Here is a 14,888-nt window from a genome sequence, read left to right on the forward strand (position 1 = left end):
TGATGCGTCTGTTGGTGGCCTGCGATCATCTGGCCCTCACGGGAGGGTTGATGCGGTTCGAGCGCGTCGGGCAGGTCCTGGCACGCTGGGGCGGCGAACTCGCCTTCCTGAGGTTCGGCGAGGGGGGCGAGGATCGCCCGGCCGGCTTCGCGAGTGCGCTCCGGTCCTTGTCGCGCGAGGCCGCGCTGGACGAGAACTGGGATGCCGTGATGGTCCCGGGCGGCGGCTTTCCCGACGCCGTCGTGGCGCGCTTCGCGAGCCTGCGCCACCCCCGCCTGGGTCTCCGCGTCCAGCATTTTCTGAACGGCCCCGGCCGCCGTGACGCCTATGAGCGCGTGACGCGGGCTTTCGAGCCCGACCTCATCCTCGTCAACAATGCGCATTGGCCGGAAGCGGATCTCGCGGCGTTCGGCCGTCCGTTCCGCCGGGTCGTGGGCGGGGTCGACGCGACCCTGTTCGCGCCCCCCGTAGTCCGTCCTCCCCGCACCGGGCGGAACCGCCTCGGCGCCATCGCGAACAAGAATCCGGTCGCCCTGGTCGGCGCCCTGCGCGACCTCGGCGACGATTGGGAACTCCACTGGTTCGGCCGGCCCGACCCCCGCGAACCGGCGCCGCCGGACGACCTTCTGGCATCGGGGCGGATCGTCCGGCACGGGCCCCTGTTCGGAGAGGAGCTTGCCGCCTTCTACGCCGGCCTCGACGTGTTCTGCAGCGCCGAGCCTCAGGCGGGCTGGTGCAACCCCGCCGCCGAAGCCATGGCCTGCGGAACGCCCCTCGTCACGACCCCGCACGGCACCCTGGCCTTCGCCGAGCACGATGTCACCGCGCAGGTCCTCCCCACGGCCACGGGCCCGGCCATCGCAGCGGCCGTCCGAAGCCTGCGCGCCGATCCCGACCGGGCCGCCCGATGCGCGGGTGCCGGGCGCGCCCGCATCCGCAGCCTCAGCTGGGAGACCTACACGGCCGATCTCCTGGCGGCGATCCGCGACGGGCTCGCCGACGGGACCGGTCCGGCCTGGGCCACCAAACGCATCGAGGACCTCGCCGTCGCGCACGGGCCTGCGCCGGGGGACTTCGACCCTCTCGGGTACATCGGTCTCCACGCGGATCTCGCGGACCTGTTCGGGCGCCCGTGGCAGGGCATCCTGCACTACCTCGAACATGGACGCCGCGAGGGACGCCTCTATCCCTCGACGCGCAGCCGGGCGCAGGAAAAGGCCGAGCAGGCCTCGCGCATCGCCCTCGTCCTCGACGGGCTCGACGGTTCCGGCAAGTCCAGCATCGCCCGGGAGGTCGCGCAGCGGATCGGGGCGACGGTCCTCAATCCCTTCGGCGGCCAGATCGGCGGCCTCATGGTCCTGCTGGCCGAGCGGGGCGAGCACGCCCTGGCCGATGCCGTCGCGCATGCGGCCGTGGCCCTCGCCCTGCGACACGCTCCCGACGGCCCCGTGGTCTTCGACCGCCACTGGTTCACCGCGTCCCAACTCCTCTCGCCCGCCTACCGGGCCGGCTGGGCGCCCCACCCGTACACGGTCATGTGCTGGGCGGATCGGCCCACGACCGTGGCGCGCATGATCGCGCGCGGCGATGTCCACGCACGCGAGCGCATGAGCGCCGAACGGATCCAGACTTACCGGCGCTTGGCGGACGAGCTCGGTCTTCCTCTCATCGACACCTCTCACCTGTCCGCAGCGGCCGCCGCCGAGCGGATTCTGGACGACATGCGGAGCGTCGTCGGGGAATCGCCCGCCCTCGCATGACGAGGAGCCGGTCGCGGGCCCGGCTCATCGGTCTTGCGGGCCCCCTCTCACTCTGGCCGGGGCCGGGTGAGAGACTTCAGCGCGTCGACGAGCCGCCCTTCGAAGAGCAGGGCCGAGCCGTGGTGGAACTCCGGGTCGAACCCGTGTTTCGCGTTCATCACGGAGGACGCGCTCTGCATCGCGATCAGGCGGCCCGCCTCGTCGAACAGGCCCGAGCCGGACCCGCCATAGCCGTCGTTGCAATCGTGGCGGGCGCGCCGGATCGCATCCTCGCCCGGCGGGTCGATGCGCCGGATCGTGCAATGCTCCAGGCTGCTCGGGCCGCGATAATTCTCGTGTCCGGCCGGCGAGACCATCGTCACCCGTATGGAGACCTCGCCGGTCGGCAGGTCCGGCGGTTCGGGCAGGGGTTGCGCGACGGCATCGGCCGGACTGGCGAGGCGCAGGATCGCCCAATCGTCCGTGATGTGCAGCGCGCGGGCATCCGGGGCCGTCCCGAGCCGAAGACTGTCGGGCACGAATTCGTAGTTGCGCCCGCCGATCTGGAAGTAACAGTCGGCCACCGGCCGCGTCTGCTCCAGGCGCCGATCGCGGAAATTGTGCGCGTTGAGCACGACCACCGACGGGTCCGCCACCAGCCACGCCGCCGCCGCCTTCTGCGGCACGCCGTCCGGCCGGCGGCACCAGAGCACCCCCGCGCCCCTGTAGCGGGCGAGGTCATCCCCGGTCAGGTCGCGGCGGCCGTCGTGAGGGTAGAGCGCGGCGGTCGCGAGACCCGCCCCACCCCAGAGCGGCACAGCCAGGAGGCACAGGTGCCACGCCCGCCCGCGTCCCATCCCGCCTCCGTCTCGATCTCCGCCGACCCGGCCACAGAAGTGAGCGCCGCGGATCGTCCCGTCAAGCAATCCAGAAGAATTCCACACTATCCAACGCCGGTTGCCGATTCATCCCGACAACAAATAACCGAGATCCTAGAGACAATCGCCGCTGCACCTCTGTAAAAATAACAAGCGATAGCGGTCGTAATAAGTCTTTTATAAGAGATAGACGACGTCAATCTCTTGTGTCGGACGGCCGATCGATGGGATCGACTTTCGGTTGATCTTGCATCGCACAACCATCAGCCGCGAGGCCACAAGGCGCGGCGGCCCGGCGAGGAGATGCACAATGAGATTGGGACAACTTTCGCGCTCGGCGTCGGTGCTGGCGATGGTCGCGGTCGCACCGCTCGGCCTCGCCGGAGCCGCCTTCGCCAACGACAAGCTGAACGAGCTTGCCAAGAGCGAAGACAACTGGGTGATGCCCGGCAAGAACTACGATTCGAACAATTACAGCGAGCTGACGCAGATCAACAAGTCGAACGTCAAGCAGCTGCGGCCCGCCTGGACCTTCTCCACCGGCCTGCTCAATGGCCACGAGGGGGCGCCGCTGGTCGTGGACGGCAAGATGTACGTCCACACCTCGTTCCCGAACTACACCTTCGCCCTCGATCTCGACGATCCGGGCCACATCCTGTGGCAGGACAAGCCGAAGCAGAACCCGGCCGCGCGGTCGGTGGCCTGCTGCGACCTCGTCAATCGCGGGCTGGCCTATTGGCCGGGCGACGGCAAGACCCCGCCGCTGATCCTGAAGACCCAGCTCGACGGCCACGTCGCGGCGCTGAACGCCCAGACGGGCGAGACGGTGTGGAAGATCGAGAATTCCGACATCAAGGTCGGCTCGACCCTGACCATCGCCCCCTACGTGGTGAAGGACAAGGTGATCGTCGGCTCCTCGGGCGCCGAACTCGGCGTGCGCGGCTACCTGACCGCCTACGACGTGAAGACCGGCGCGCAGGTCTGGCGCGCCTACGCCACCGGCCCGGACCAGGACCTGCTGCTGGCTGACGACTTCAACATCAAGAACGCCCATTACGGCCAGAAGAACCTCGGCACGACGACCTGGGAGGGCGACGCCTGGAAGATCGGCGGCGGCACCAACTGGGGCTGGTACGCCTACGACCCCGGCACGAACATGATCTACTTCGGCACCGGCAACCCGGCGCCGTGGAACGAGACCATGCGGCCGGGCGACAACAAGTGGACCATGACCATCTTCGGCCGTGACGCCGACACCGGCCAGGCCCATTTCGGCTACCAGAAGACGCCGCACGACGAGTGGGACTATGCCGGCGTCAACGTGATGATGCTGTCCGAGCAGAAGGACAAGGACGGGAAGATGAGGAAGCTCCTCACCCACCCGGACCGCAACGGCATCGTCTACACCCTCGATCGGACGGACGGCTCCCTCGTCTCGGCCAACAAGATCGACGACACGGTCAACGTGTTCAAGTCGGTCGACCTGAAGTCCGGCACCCCGGTCCGCGACCCGGAATACGGCACCCGGATGGACCACCTCGCCAAGGACATCTGCCCCTCGGCGATGGGCTACCACAACCAGGGCCACGATTCGTACGATCCGAAGCGTCAGGCCTTCTACATGGGCATCAACCACATCTGCATGGATTGGGAGCCCTTCATGCTGCCCTACCGGGCGGGTCAGTTCTTCGTCGGCGCGACGCTGAACATGTATCCCGGGCCGAAGGGTGACAGGCAGAACTACGAAGGTCTCGGCCAGATCAAGAGCTACAACGCCATCACCGGCAAGTTCAACTGGGAGAAGATGGAGCGCTTCGCGGTCTGGGGCGGCACCACCGCCACCGCCGGGAACATCGTGCTCTACGGGACGCTCGACGGCTTCATCAAGGCGCGGGACTCCGACAACGGCGACCTGCTCTGGAAGTTCAAGCTTCCCTCGGGGGCGATCGGCTACCCGATCACCTACAGCCACAAGGGCCAGCAATTCGTCGCCATCAATTACGGCGTCGGCGGCTGGCCGGGGGTGGGCCTCGTCTTCGACCTTCAGGACCCGACCGCCGGCCTCGGCGCGGTGGGGGCGTTCAAGAAGCTCGCCAACTACACCCAGATGGGCGGCGGCGTGATCGTGTTCTCGCTCGACGGCAAGGGTCCCTACGACGACCCGAACGTCGGCGAGTACCAGCAGGCGGCCAACAAGTAACGCGACCCTCGACCTCGCCGGCGCGACAGCCGGCGAGGCTTCCGGTGTGCCGATTACCCGACCATCATCAGGGATAGACGCCCATGCCGCTCCTCGGCGGACTTCTTCGCGCGGCGACCTGTGCCGCCGCCCTCCTCGCCCTCACGGCCCTGCCCGGCCCATCGCGCGCCCAGGAGTCGGAGGCCCAGGCCGTCCAGTCCGACGCCGCGAAGGCCCCGGCGGCGCCGGCCGCCGACCCCTCGATCCTGCGGATCTGCGCCTCCGAGAAGCAGCCGCCCCTGTCGATGAAGGACGGGACCGGCCTCGAGAACCGCATCGCGGTGGCGGTGGCCGAGGGGATGGGCCGCAAGCCCGTCTTCGTCTGGCTCGCGAAGCCCGCGATCTATCTCGTCCGCGACGGGCTGGAGAAGCGCCTCTGCGACGTGGTCGTCGGCCTCGACAGCGACGACCCGCGCGTCCTCACCACCAAGCCCTATTACCGCGCCGGCTACGTCTTCCTGACGAAGGCCGACAGCGGCCTCGACATCGCCTCCTGGAAGGACCCGCGCCTCAAGACCATCGACCACATGGTGGTGCCGTTCGGCTCCCCCGGCGAGGCGATGCTCAAGGATATCGGCCGCTACGAGGAGGACATGGCCTACCTCTACTCGCTGGTCGGCTTCCGCGCCCCGCGCAACCAGTACACGCAGATCGACCCCGGCCGCCTCGTCAGCGAGGTGGCGCAGGGCAAGGCGGCGGTGGGCGTGGCCTTCGCCCCCGACATCGCCCGCTACGTGAAGGACTCCGCCGTGCCCCTGCGCATGGCCCCCGTCCCGAACGACACGGTGACGAGCGACGGCCGGACGATGCCGCAGGATTTCGACCAGTCGATGGGCGTGCGCAAGGACGACGCCGCCCTGAAGGACGCCCTCGATGCCGGCATCGCGAAGGCGAAGCCGCGGATTGACGCCATCCTGAAGCAGGACGGCGTGCCGGTCGCCGCCACCAACTGAACCCGCCCCGGCGGTTCTCTCAAGAGAGATGTGAAGTCTTCGTATGATCGGATCCAAGCGATTTCTCACGGCGGCCCTCGGCCTCGGCGCGGCGGTGGCGGCGGGCGCGGTGCTCGCCCAGCCGCAGGCCGGGCCGCAGGGCGGCCTCGTCTTCCGCAACACCATCACCGGCGAGGCGATGGACACGGCCGAAGGAAAGCCCGGCGGACGGGATACGCCGGCCGTGAAGACGTTCTTCCAGACCGGCCAGAACACCTACATCGGCGACAAGTCCTGCCTGCGCAACGGCGAGAGCCTGTACCTCACCTCCTGCTCCGGGTGTCACGGCCACCTCGCCGAGGGCAAGGTCGGGCCGGGCCTCAACGACAATTACTGGACCTATCCGGCCAACACCGAAGATGTCGGCCTGTTCTCGACCCTCTGGGGCGGGGCCAACGGCATGATGGGTCCGCACAACGAAGACCTGAACCCGGACGAGATGCTGCAGGTGATCGCCTGGATCCGGCATCTCTACACCGGCCCGGTCAAGGATGCCCTCTGGCTGAACGACGAGCAGAAGAAGACCTACACGCCGTTCAAGGAAGGCGAGCACTTCGCCAAGGACACGCCCGGCCAGTGCAAGCCCCTGGCGGAATGAGCGGTCCAGCGAGGAACGGCCCCGGTTCGAGGGGCGAGGAAGCGAGGAGACGGCAGATGCGCAAGACGGTGATGGTGGCCATGCTGTTCGCGGGAGCGGCCTTCGCGGGCCCGGCGCTCGCCTATGACGGACAAACCTGCAAGGCGCCGGGCAATTGCTGGGAGCCGAAGCCCGGCTTCCCGGAGAAGGTCGCGGGATCGAAATACGACCCGAAGCACGACCCCAGGGAAATCTCGAAGCAGGCGGACTCCATCAAGCAGATGGAGGAGCGCAACAAGAAACGCGTCGAGAATTTCAAGAAGACCGGCAAGTTCGAATACGACGTCGCCAAGATCACGAACTGAGCGTCACGGGCATGGGCAGCTCCGGCCCATGCCCGCCCCGTCGTCCATCAACCGAGCCAACCATGAATCCTCCGCGCCCCGGCGACGCGATGCTGACCGACTGGCGCGAGGCGGCGGGCCGGTTCGAGGCCGAGATCGCCAAGGCGGTGGTGGGCCAAGCCCGCGCCATCCGCCTCGTTACGATCGCGATCTTCGCCCGGGGCCACGTCATGCTGGAGGGCGATGTCGGCACCGGCAAGACGACGCTGCTGCGGGCCGTGGCCCGCGTCCTGGGCGGCGCCTACGAGCGGATCGAGGGCACGGTCGACCTGATGCCGACCGACCTGATCTACCACACCTTCCTCGGCGCGGACGGGCGCCCCCGGGTGGAGCCCGGCCCGGTGCTGCGGCAGGCGGAGGACCTGTCGGTCTTCTTCTTCAACGAGATCAACCGCGCCCGGCCGCAGGTCCACGCGCTGCTCCTGCGCCTCATGGCCGAGCGGACGGTGACGGCCTTCGAGCGCGAATGGCACTTCCCCACCCTCCAGGTCTTCGCCGACCGCAACCGCGTCGAGCGCGAGGAGACCTTCGAACTCCCCGCCGCCGCCCGCGACCGGTTCCTGATGGAGATCGGCATGGAGGCGCCCCGCGATGGGCAGACCCGCCGGGCGCTGGCCTTCGATCCGCGCTTCCACGACACCGACCGGCTGATCGCGGAGGTGGCCCCGGCCGTGCTCGACCACCGGAGCATCGGCGGCATCGCGAGCGCCATCCAGCACGCGGTCGCGGCGGCCCCGGAGATCGAGACCTACGTCGTCGCCCTCTGGGACGCGCTGCTGCGCCCGGCGGAGGCCGGCATCCGCCTGCCCGGGATCGCCATGGAGCACCTCGTGCAGGGGGGCGCCTCGCCCCGCGGCCTCGCCTTCCTCGTGCGCGCCGCCCGGGTCCGCGCGTGGCTGGAGGGCCGCGACTGGCTCGTGCCGGAGGATATCCGCGCGGTCTTCCCCGAGGTGATGGCCCACCGGATCTTCCTCGAACCGGTCCACGAGATGCGCCGGGCCGAGATCGTGCCGGCCCTGTGCCGGGCGGTGTTCGACACGGTGCCCGCCCCATGAGCGACGGCCCGCCTTCCGCCGAGATCGTCTACCGGCCCCGCTGGCGCCCGCGGGGGAGCCGCCCCGGCGCCCATCGCGGGCGGGATGCGGGCGGGCTCGGCCCGTTCCGGGATCAGGTGCCGTTCCTCAGCCTGCCGGATGCCCGGCGGATCGACATCCGCGCCACCCTGCGCGACCCGTTCGAGGGCGTGCATGTCCGCCGCTTCGAGACCCGCGTGCCGGTGGAGATCTACGCCCTCGTCGATCTCTCGGCCTCCATGCGCGACCGGGGCGAGGCCGACCGCTTGGCCCTGGCGGCCGAACTCTGCGCGGGCCTCGCGGCCTCCGCGACGCGGATCGGCGACGGGTTCGGGCTGATCGCCGCCGACGGGGCGATCCGCGCCGACCTCACCCTGCCGGCGACCCGCCACCGCAGCGCCGCCCGGACCCTCGCGGGCCGGCTCGCGGGCGCCCCCTGCCGGGACGGGAGCGCCGAGGGGATGGTCGCGGGGGCCCACAGCCTCCTCGGACGGCCCAAGATGGTCTTCGTCGTGTCGGATTTCCGCTGGCCTGCGGACCTGATCCGCCGGGTGTTCTCTGCCCTGGCGCTGCACGACACGGTGCCGGTGCTCCTCGCCGACAGCGCGGAGGACGAGGGGCTTCCGCCATGGGGGCTCGCCGAACTGGAAGATTCCGAAGGGGCCGGGCGCCGGCTCGTGCTCCTGCGGCCGTCCCTGCGCCGCCGCTGGATCGCCCGCGAGCGGGAGCGACGCGAGGCGCTCGCGGCCATCGCCGCCGCGTCGGGCGCCCGCCGGCCCTTCGCCCTCATCGACCGGTTCGATGCGCAGGCGCTGAGCCGCCACCTGCTGACGGGTTGAGATGCGCGTCCTCGCGATCCTGTTCCTGATCCTCCAGGCCGGCGCGGCGGTCGCGCAGGTGCGCTCCGTCGAGGTGCGCGTGCCGAGGAGCTTCGGCTATGTCCTCGGCGACCTGTTGCAGGCCCAGGCCGACATCGCCCTGGAGCCCGGCTTCACCGTGCAGCGGGCCTCGCTGCCGAAGCCCGGCCCCGTCACCTATTGGCTCGACCTGCGCGACGTCGCCGTCGAGCGCCGGCCGGGCGGCCTCCGCCTGCGCCTGACCTATCAGACCTTCTACGCCGCCCTCGACGCGCGGCGGCTCGACGTGCCGGGCCTCACCATCGCCCTCGCGGACGAGAACCCCGGCGGGACCACGACGGCGCGGGCGGAGATCCCGCCCTGGTCCTTCGGCGTGTCGCCCCTGCGCGAGGTCCAGCCGGAGAAGCGCGACGACCCGGCCGACTACCTGCAGCCGGATGGCCCCCCGCGCCGGATCGACCCGGAGCCGGCCGCCGCGGCGGCGCTCGCCCTGGCCGGTCTCGGCCTCCTGGCCCTCGGCGTCCTCGCCTACGACCGGGCGTGGTTCGGCCGCCGGAGGGGCCGCCCCTTCGCCCGCGCCGCCCGGCGCCTGCGCCGGCTCGCGGGGACCGACGGGGAAGGCTACCGGGACGGCCTGCGCCTGATCCACCGCAGCCTCGACGAGACGGACGGGCGACGGCTCCTCGCCGACGACCTGCCGGCCTTCCTCGACCGTCACCCGGCCTTCCGGGGAGAAGGGGAGGCGCTGCGCCGCTTCTTCGAGGCGTCCCGCCGGGCCTTCTTCGGCCGCGAGGTGCAGGCGGCGCGGGAGGTCTGGCCCTGGCCCGAGATGCAGGCGGCCCTGCGCCGCCTCGCCGCCGCCGAGAGGGCCACCTGACATGCCGGCCTTCCTCGCCCCCTACGGCGTCGCGACCCCGTGGGCGCTGTGGCTGCTGCCGCTCGCCCTGCTGCCCCTCGTCGCCTCCGGGCGGCGCCGCCGGGCCGTGCCCGCCATCGCGGCGGCACCGGGCGACCCCCTCTCCCGCTGGATCGGCGTGTCGCTGACCGTCTCGGGGATCGCCGCCCTCGGCGGGCTCGTGGTGGGGCTGTCCGGGCCCTACCGGGCGGGGGAGCGGACCACGCGCACCGGCATCGGCGCGCAGGTCTCGATGCTGATCGACCGCTCGGGCAGCATGAACGAGACCTTCGCCGGCAAGCAGCCCTCGGGACTGGAGGAATCCAAGGCGGCGGCCTCGCGGCGCCTGCTCTCGGGCTTCGTCGGGGAGCGGGCGCACGACCTCTTCGCCGTGACGGCCTTCTCGACCGCGCCGATGCTCGTCCTGCCGATGACCGACCGCCACGACGCCGTGCGGGCGGCCATCGCGGCCATCGACCGGCCCGGCCTCGACTACACCAACGTCGCCCGCGGCCTCGCCATGGCCCTGTCGCAGTTCGGGATGGACCGGGGCATCTCGCGGGTGCTGCTGTTCGTCTCGGACGGGGCGGCGGTGATCGACCCGCGGGTGCAGGACCAGCTCCGCGCCGAGTTCGCCAGGGTGCGGCCGAACCTCTACTGGCTGTTCCTGCGCACCAAGGGCTCGCCCTCGATCCACGACCGGCCCGAGGGCGAGGACACGCCCCAGGCCGCCCCCGAGCGCCATCTCGACCTGTTCTTCCGGAGCCTGCACATCCCCTACCGCGCCTTCGAGGCCGAGGGTCCGCAGGCGGTGGCCGACGCCATCGCGCAGATCGAGAGCCTGGAACGCGATCCCATCCCCTACACGGAGATCCGCCCGCGCCACGACCTCACCGGGTGGGCCCACGGCGTGGCGGCGCTCGGCCTTCTCCTGCTGGCGCTCGCGGCGCTGGCGGAGGCGGATGTCTCGGCCCGCCGGGCGGCGAAGGCCGCGGACGAGCCGGCGCGGAGGGCGGCATGAGGCACCGCCTCGCCCGCCTGCGCCCGAGCCTGCTTTTGGCGCTGCCCGTGCTGCTGCTCGGCCTCGCCGCCGCCTTCGGCGTCCAGGCGTGGCGCTTGGACCGGGCGAACCGGACCATCGCCGCCCTCGAAGCCGGCACCGACGCGGAGGTCGCCTCCGGTGCCGCGCCGCCTCTGCTCGCCGCGCGGATCGCCTTCCTCGCCAAGCGCGGACGGTTGGACGAGGCCGAGCCGCTGCTGGCGGGCCTGCAAGGTGGCGATGACCGGGGGGACCTCGCCCGCGCCCGCTATGCCCTCGCCAACGCCCGGATGCGCGACGCCTTCGGCCTCCTCGCCCGGGGCGAATTGGACAAGGCCGGGCCGCTCGTGACCCTCGCCCGCCAGGATTACCGCCGGGCGCTGCGCGAGCGTCCCGATTTCTGGGACGCCAAGTTCAACCTCGACGTCGCGTCGCGCCTGATCCGCGACTACCCGGAGATGAACCGCACCGACGGCGACGAACTCCAATCGGAGCCGAAGACGATCTGGACCGACATTCCCGGCCAGCCGCGGGGCGGGCCGTGAGTCTCGCCCTGCCCCTCGCCCGCAACCTGCGCGGCTGGCGCTTCCTCGCCCTGGCGCTGGCCCTCGTCCTGACGCTCGCCGCCCTGGTCGCGCCGGCGCTCCCGGTCACGCGCAGCGGCGCCGAGATCCTGATCGTGGTGGACATCACCGGGTCGATGAATGTCCGCGACTACGCGCGGGACGGCAGGCCGGTGAGCCGCCTCGATACGGGCAAGGCGGCGCTCCGGCGGCTGGTGGCCGACCTGCCCTGCGGCTCGCGGGTGGCCCTGGGGCTCTTCACCGAGCGGCGGCCCTTCCTGCTGTTCGCGCCCATCGAGACCTGCGCGGATTTCGCCCCCCTCGACGGGGCCCTCGCCGCCCTCGACTGGCGCATGGCCTGGGAGGGCGACAGCCGCATCGCCGCCGGCCTCCACCGGGCGATCGCGATGGCCGCCGGCCTCGGCACCGACCTCGTCTTCGTCACCGACGGCCAGGAGACGCCGCCCCTGCCCGGCGGCGAGCCCCCCGCCTTCGACGGTCAGCCGGGGGCGGTGCGCGGGCTCATCGTCGGCGCGGGCGGCTACACCCTGTCGCCGATCCCCCGCTACGACGAACGCGGCCGGGAGAAGGGGTTCTTCGGCGAGGCCGACGTGGCGCAGGAGAACCGCTTCGGCCCGCCCCCGGGCGATGCCGAGGGCCGCGAGGGCTACAACCCGCGCAACGCCCCCTTCGGCGCCGCCGCCGCACGGGGCAGCGAGCATCTGTCGTCCGTCCGCGAACCCTACCTGCAGCGCCTCGCCGGGGCGGCGGGCCTCGCCTACGCCCATCTCGACGGGCCGGGCGGCCTCGACGCCCCCGTCCGCGCGGCGGTGACGCCCCGCGCCCTGGCAGGCTCCCTCGACCCGCGCCCCATCCTCGGCGCCCTGGCGCTGGCCCTGGTGCTCGCCACCTTCTGCGCCGGCCTGCCGCCCTCCCTCACCCCCTCAGCGAGACCGCGATGATCCGTACCCTGGCGACCTTGGCCCTGTTCCTGAGCGCGGGCACCGCCCTGGCCCACGGCCCGACGCCGCAGAAGGTGGCCGGGACGGTGACGATCAAGGCGAAGCCCGACGCGGTCTGGAAGGTCGTCGGCGATTTCGGCGGCATCGCCGCGTGGCATCCCGATGTGGCCAAAGCCGAGGCGACGGGCGGCAACGCCGAGGGCGCCACGCGCAAGGTGACGCTCAAGGCCGGCGGCACCCTGGTCGAAGGGCTCGACGAGTGGAAGGGGCCGGAGCGCACCTATTCCTACCGGATGTCCGACCCGGACCTGACGGCGCTGCCGGTCTCCTCCTATTCCGCGACGCTGACCGTCACGCCTGACGGCGACGGTTCCAGGGTGGAGTGGATGGGCCGCTTCTACCGGGGCGACACGGGCAACGAGCCGCCGGAGACCCTGAGCGACGAAGCCGGCCGCGCGGCGATGAACCGCTATGTCGGCGATGGCCTGAAGGGCCTGAAGGCCAAGCTGGAGGGCGGGCCGACGCCATGACCGGCGGCGCGCGCCTCATCGGCCTCCTCGCCCTGCTGGCGGCCTGGCCGGCGGCGGGCGAGGGCCTGTTCGTCGCGAGCCAGCAGGCGGCCCGGCTGACGCGGATCGAGGCCGGCGCGGGGTCGGCCGCCCGGCCCGTGGCGCCCGCGCCGGCCGTCGTGGCGGCGGATGCGGACGGGCGCCTGTATCTCAGCCACCCGGACGGGAAGGCGATCTCGGTGGTCGCGCCGGACGGGTCCGTGCGCAGCCTGCCATTGGAGGCCCAGCCCTTCGGCCTCGCCGTCGAGCCGGATGGACGGCGGATCTATGTCGGCGACTGGTCCGGCAACCGGGTGATCGCCCTGTCCGCCGACGGCGCCGTTGAGGGCGAGGCGGCCACCGGCCCCGATCCGGCCCATCTCGTCCTCGGGCCGCCGGGCCGCCTCTACGTCGCCGAGCGGGAAGGCCGGTCGGTCGGCGTGATCGACACCCGCGCCATGCGCCGCGTCGGCGGCTTTCCCGTGGGAGACGGGCCCTTCGCCCTCGCCGCCGATCCGGCGCGCGCCCGCCTCTACGTCGCGAACGTGCGCAGCAACGACGTGACGGTGATCGACACGGCCGCGGGCCGCGTCCTGGCGACGGTGGCGGCGGGGGCGAGCCCCTACGGCGTCGCCGTCACCCCGGACGGCGCACGGGTGCTCGTCAGCGACCAGCACGCGGCCAAGGTCTCGGTCATCGATGCCGCCGCCCTCGCGGTGACGGCGACGGTGCCGGTCGGCCATTACCCGGAGGGGGTGGCGATCCTCGGCGGCTTCGCCTACGTCGCGAACTGGTTCTCGGACGACGTCTCCGTGATCGATCTCGCCACCTTGCGCGAGACGCGCCGCATTCCCGTGGCCGAGGGGCCGCGCAGCCTCGCCGTGGTGCCCCGCGCGCCGGAGGCGTCACGATGAGGAGTGTCCTCCTGTCCGCCCTGGCCCTGCTGACGCCGCTGGCCGCCTGCGATCGCGCCGAGGAGGATGCGAAGACGGAGCACACGGTGGTGGCGCGCACCTCCGAGACCGACCTCGCCCCCTGGCTCACACCCCAGGACGGGACCGACCCGGCCCGCTGGCTCGCCGGCCGCGAGGCGGGGCATCCCCTCGCCGGGGATGCGGCCCCGGTCCAGGCGATGGGCGCGAGCCTCGCCCGCGCCGCCGGAGGCTTCGTGGAGGACCGGCGCATGATCGCCAACCGCACGGTGCAACTCGGCCAGATGCTGGGGGAGATCGGAATCGGCGAGGGCTACGGCAGCCTGCTCGACGGGCTCGGGCAGGTCGCCGCCGCGCGCGGCCGGCACAAGAGCCTCTACGGCGAGATGTGCCAGCACTACTTCAACATCCGCAACCGGGGCCTCGGCCATGCGGCGGCGCTCGCCGAACTCTCCGCGAACGAGGTGAGGCCCCTCACCCGGAGCGCCCCGTGAGCGCCGGGCTCGACATCGCCCCGCGCCGGAAGGCGCCCCCGGTGCGCGAGGGAATCCTGATCGTGGACGACCATCCGGTCGTGCTCCAGGGCTTCCGCCAGCTCGCCGAGATGGAGGGGATCGAGGACGTGTTCGAGGCGGGCGACATCGTCTCCGGGTACCGGGCCTTCCACCGGCACCGGCCGGGCCTCGTGGTGACGGATCTGTCCTTCGGGGAGGACGGGCTGTCGGGCCTGTCGCTGATCCGCCGGATCCGGGCGCTGGAGCCGGCGACCCGCATCCTCGCCTTCAGCATGTACGACGACCCCGTCATCGCGGCCCGCGTGCTGCAATCCGGGGCGCTGGGCTTCGTGATGAAGGACACCTCCGTCGCGGTCTTCCTCGAAGCCCTCGACGCGGTGCGGGCGGGCCGGAGCTACCTGCCCCACGCCATCGCCACCCACATCGCGATCCTCGATCTCGCCACCGACCGCTCGCCGCTGTCGCGCCTGAACGCGCGAGAGCTCCAGATCCTGTCCCTGCTCGGCAAGGGCAAGACCTACACCGAGATCGCCCGCATCCTGGCGTTGCACTATCGCAGCGTCGTGAGCACCACGTCGGCCATGCGCGTGAAGCTCGGCGCGGGGAGCCTCGCGGAGCTCATCCACATCGCGCTGTCCCAGCCGGGGGCGCGGTCCGGCTTCCCGGACCGCTGAG

The 14,888-nt window shown here is 71.8% G+C and carries 16 protein-coding genes; 15 read left to right on the top strand and 1 reads right to left on the bottom strand.

Annotated elements, in window-relative coordinates; genetic code table 11:
* The first annotated feature begins 2 nt into the window (after positions 1 to 2).
* A complete protein-coding gene (locus tag ACXJ1Y_RS16015; protein WP_463850138.1) occupies positions 3 to 1,760 on the top strand; it encodes a glycosyltransferase in 1,758 nt (585 codons plus the stop codon).
* Between the two features lie 47 nt (positions 1,761 to 1,807).
* Here the strand turns inward: ACXJ1Y_RS16015 and ACXJ1Y_RS16020 are convergent, their stop codons facing one another.
* The gene (locus ACXJ1Y_RS16020) at positions 1,808 to 2,596 is read right to left on the bottom strand and encodes a S1 family peptidase (protein WP_463847174.1); all 789 of its coding nucleotides are present in this window, start codon (positions 2,594 to 2,596) and stop codon (positions 1,808 to 1,810) included.
* Positions 2,597 to 2,927: 331 nt separating this feature from the next.
* Here ACXJ1Y_RS16020 and ACXJ1Y_RS16025 point away from each other — a divergent pair, with 331 nt between their 5' ends.
* The 14 genes from ACXJ1Y_RS16025 (at position 2,928) to ACXJ1Y_RS16090 (ending at position 14,887) form a co-directional block, all read left to right on the top strand.
* The gene (locus tag ACXJ1Y_RS16025) at positions 2,928 to 4,817 is read left to right on the top strand and encodes a methanol/ethanol family PQQ-dependent dehydrogenase (protein WP_463847175.1); all 1,890 of its coding nucleotides are present in this window, start codon (positions 2,928 to 2,930) and stop codon (positions 4,815 to 4,817) included.
* A gap of 83 nt (positions 4,818 to 4,900) precedes the next feature.
* Positions 4,901 to 5,809, top strand: a complete 909-nt coding sequence (moxJ, locus tag ACXJ1Y_RS16030; RefSeq protein WP_463847176.1) for a methanol oxidation system protein MoxJ — start codon at positions 4,901 to 4,903, stop codon at positions 5,807 to 5,809.
* 43 nt (positions 5,810 to 5,852) lie between these two features.
* On the top strand, positions 5,853 to 6,446 hold the full coding sequence (gene moxG, locus ACXJ1Y_RS16035; protein WP_463847177.1) for a cytochrome c(L), periplasmic: 594 nt from the start codon (positions 5,853 to 5,855) through the stop codon (positions 6,444 to 6,446).
* A 56-nt stretch (positions 6,447 to 6,502) separates the two neighbouring features.
* Positions 6,503 to 6,790: a methanol dehydrogenase [cytochrome c] subunit gene (locus ACXJ1Y_RS16040; protein ID WP_463847178.1), complete on the top strand. Its 288-nt coding sequence runs from the start codon at positions 6,503 to 6,505 to the stop codon at positions 6,788 to 6,790.
* A gap of 62 nt (positions 6,791 to 6,852) precedes the next feature.
* On the top strand, positions 6,853 to 7,884 hold the full coding sequence (locus tag ACXJ1Y_RS16045) for an AAA family ATPase (RefSeq protein ID WP_463847179.1): 1,032 nt from the start codon (positions 6,853 to 6,855) through the stop codon (positions 7,882 to 7,884).
* Positions 7,881 to 8,741, top strand: coding sequence for a DUF58 domain-containing protein (locus ACXJ1Y_RS16050; RefSeq protein ID WP_463847180.1), 861 nt, complete (start codon positions 7,881 to 7,883; stop codon positions 8,739 to 8,741). The genes ACXJ1Y_RS16045 and ACXJ1Y_RS16050 overlap by 4 nt, the downstream gene beginning before the upstream one ends.
* A 1-nt stretch (position 8,742) precedes the next feature.
* On the top strand, positions 8,743 to 9,636 hold the full coding sequence (locus ACXJ1Y_RS16055) for a nonribosomal peptide synthetase MxaA (protein ID WP_463847181.1): 894 nt from the start codon (positions 8,743 to 8,745) through the stop codon (positions 9,634 to 9,636).
* 1 nt (position 9,637) lies between these two features.
* Positions 9,638 to 10,675: a vWA domain-containing protein gene (locus ACXJ1Y_RS16060; protein WP_463847182.1), complete on the top strand. Its 1,038-nt coding sequence runs from the start codon at positions 9,638 to 9,640 to the stop codon at positions 10,673 to 10,675.
* Positions 10,672 to 11,238, top strand: coding sequence for an MxaK protein (locus tag ACXJ1Y_RS16065; protein WP_463847183.1), 567 nt, complete (start codon positions 10,672 to 10,674; stop codon positions 11,236 to 11,238). Before ACXJ1Y_RS16060 ends, ACXJ1Y_RS16065 begins: the two co-directional genes overlap by 4 nt.
* A complete protein-coding gene (locus tag ACXJ1Y_RS16070; protein WP_463847184.1) occupies positions 11,235 to 12,218 on the top strand; it encodes a vWA domain-containing protein in 984 nt (327 codons plus the stop codon). Before ACXJ1Y_RS16065 ends, ACXJ1Y_RS16070 begins: the two co-directional genes overlap by 4 nt.
* Positions 12,215 to 12,748 carry an SRPBCC family protein gene (locus tag ACXJ1Y_RS16075; RefSeq protein WP_463847185.1) on the top strand — a complete coding sequence of 178 codons (534 nt, stop codon included), beginning with the start codon at positions 12,215 to 12,217 and terminating at the stop codon, positions 12,746 to 12,748. The genes ACXJ1Y_RS16070 and ACXJ1Y_RS16075 overlap by 4 nt, the downstream gene beginning before the upstream one ends.
* On the top strand, positions 12,745 to 13,680 hold the full coding sequence (locus ACXJ1Y_RS16080) for a YncE family protein (RefSeq protein WP_463847186.1): 936 nt from the start codon (positions 12,745 to 12,747) through the stop codon (positions 13,678 to 13,680). The genes ACXJ1Y_RS16075 and ACXJ1Y_RS16080 overlap by 4 nt, the downstream gene beginning before the upstream one ends.
* A complete protein-coding gene (locus ACXJ1Y_RS16085; protein ID WP_463847187.1) occupies positions 13,677 to 14,192 on the top strand; it encodes an MxaH protein in 516 nt (171 codons plus the stop codon). The genes ACXJ1Y_RS16080 and ACXJ1Y_RS16085 overlap by 4 nt, the downstream gene beginning before the upstream one ends.
* Complete coding sequence (locus ACXJ1Y_RS16090) at positions 14,189 to 14,887, top strand: response regulator transcription factor (protein ID WP_463847188.1); 699 nt, start codon at positions 14,189 to 14,191, stop codon at positions 14,885 to 14,887. The genes ACXJ1Y_RS16085 and ACXJ1Y_RS16090 overlap by 4 nt, the downstream gene beginning before the upstream one ends.
* The last annotated feature ends 1 nt before the right edge of the window (position 14,888 follow it).

Source organism: Methylobacterium sp. TK26 (assembly GCF_055361565.1).

Excerpts from the sequence above, each read along its gene's own strand:
- moxG (WP_463847177.1), top strand. The coding sequence starts at position 5,853 with ATGATCGGATCCAAGCGATTTCTCACGGCGGCCCTCGGCCTCGGCGCG.
- ACXJ1Y_RS16020 (WP_463847174.1), bottom strand. The coding sequence starts at position 2,596 with ATGGGACGCGGGCGGGCGTGGCACCTGTGCCTCCTGGCTGTGCCGCTC.
- ACXJ1Y_RS16055 (WP_463847181.1), top strand. The coding sequence starts at position 8,743 with ATGCGCGTCCTCGCGATCCTGTTCCTGATCCTCCAGGCCGGCGCGGCG.
- ACXJ1Y_RS16085 (WP_463847187.1), top strand. The coding sequence starts at position 13,677 with ATGAGGAGTGTCCTCCTGTCCGCCCTGGCCCTGCTGACGCCGCTGGCC.
- ACXJ1Y_RS16015 (WP_463850138.1), top strand. The coding sequence starts at position 3 with ATGCGTCTGTTGGTGGCCTGCGATCATCTGGCCCTCACGGGAGGGTTG.
- ACXJ1Y_RS16025 (WP_463847175.1), top strand. The coding sequence starts at position 2,928 with ATGAGATTGGGACAACTTTCGCGCTCGGCGTCGGTGCTGGCGATGGTC.
- ACXJ1Y_RS16060 (WP_463847182.1), top strand. The coding sequence starts at position 9,638 with ATGCCGGCCTTCCTCGCCCCCTACGGCGTCGCGACCCCGTGGGCGCTG.
- ACXJ1Y_RS16080 (WP_463847186.1), top strand. The coding sequence starts at position 12,745 with ATGACCGGCGGCGCGCGCCTCATCGGCCTCCTCGCCCTGCTGGCGGCC.
- ACXJ1Y_RS16045 (WP_463847179.1), top strand. The coding sequence starts at position 6,853 with ATGAATCCTCCGCGCCCCGGCGACGCGATGCTGACCGACTGGCGCGAG.
- moxJ (WP_463847176.1), top strand. The coding sequence starts at position 4,901 with ATGCCGCTCCTCGGCGGACTTCTTCGCGCGGCGACCTGTGCCGCCGCC.
- ACXJ1Y_RS16065 (WP_463847183.1), top strand. The coding sequence starts at position 10,672 with ATGAGGCACCGCCTCGCCCGCCTGCGCCCGAGCCTGCTTTTGGCGCTG.
- ACXJ1Y_RS16050 (WP_463847180.1), top strand. The coding sequence starts at position 7,881 with ATGAGCGACGGCCCGCCTTCCGCCGAGATCGTCTACCGGCCCCGCTGG.
- ACXJ1Y_RS16040 (WP_463847178.1), top strand. The coding sequence starts at position 6,503 with ATGCGCAAGACGGTGATGGTGGCCATGCTGTTCGCGGGAGCGGCCTTC.
- ACXJ1Y_RS16075 (WP_463847185.1), top strand. The coding sequence starts at position 12,215 with ATGATCCGTACCCTGGCGACCTTGGCCCTGTTCCTGAGCGCGGGCACC.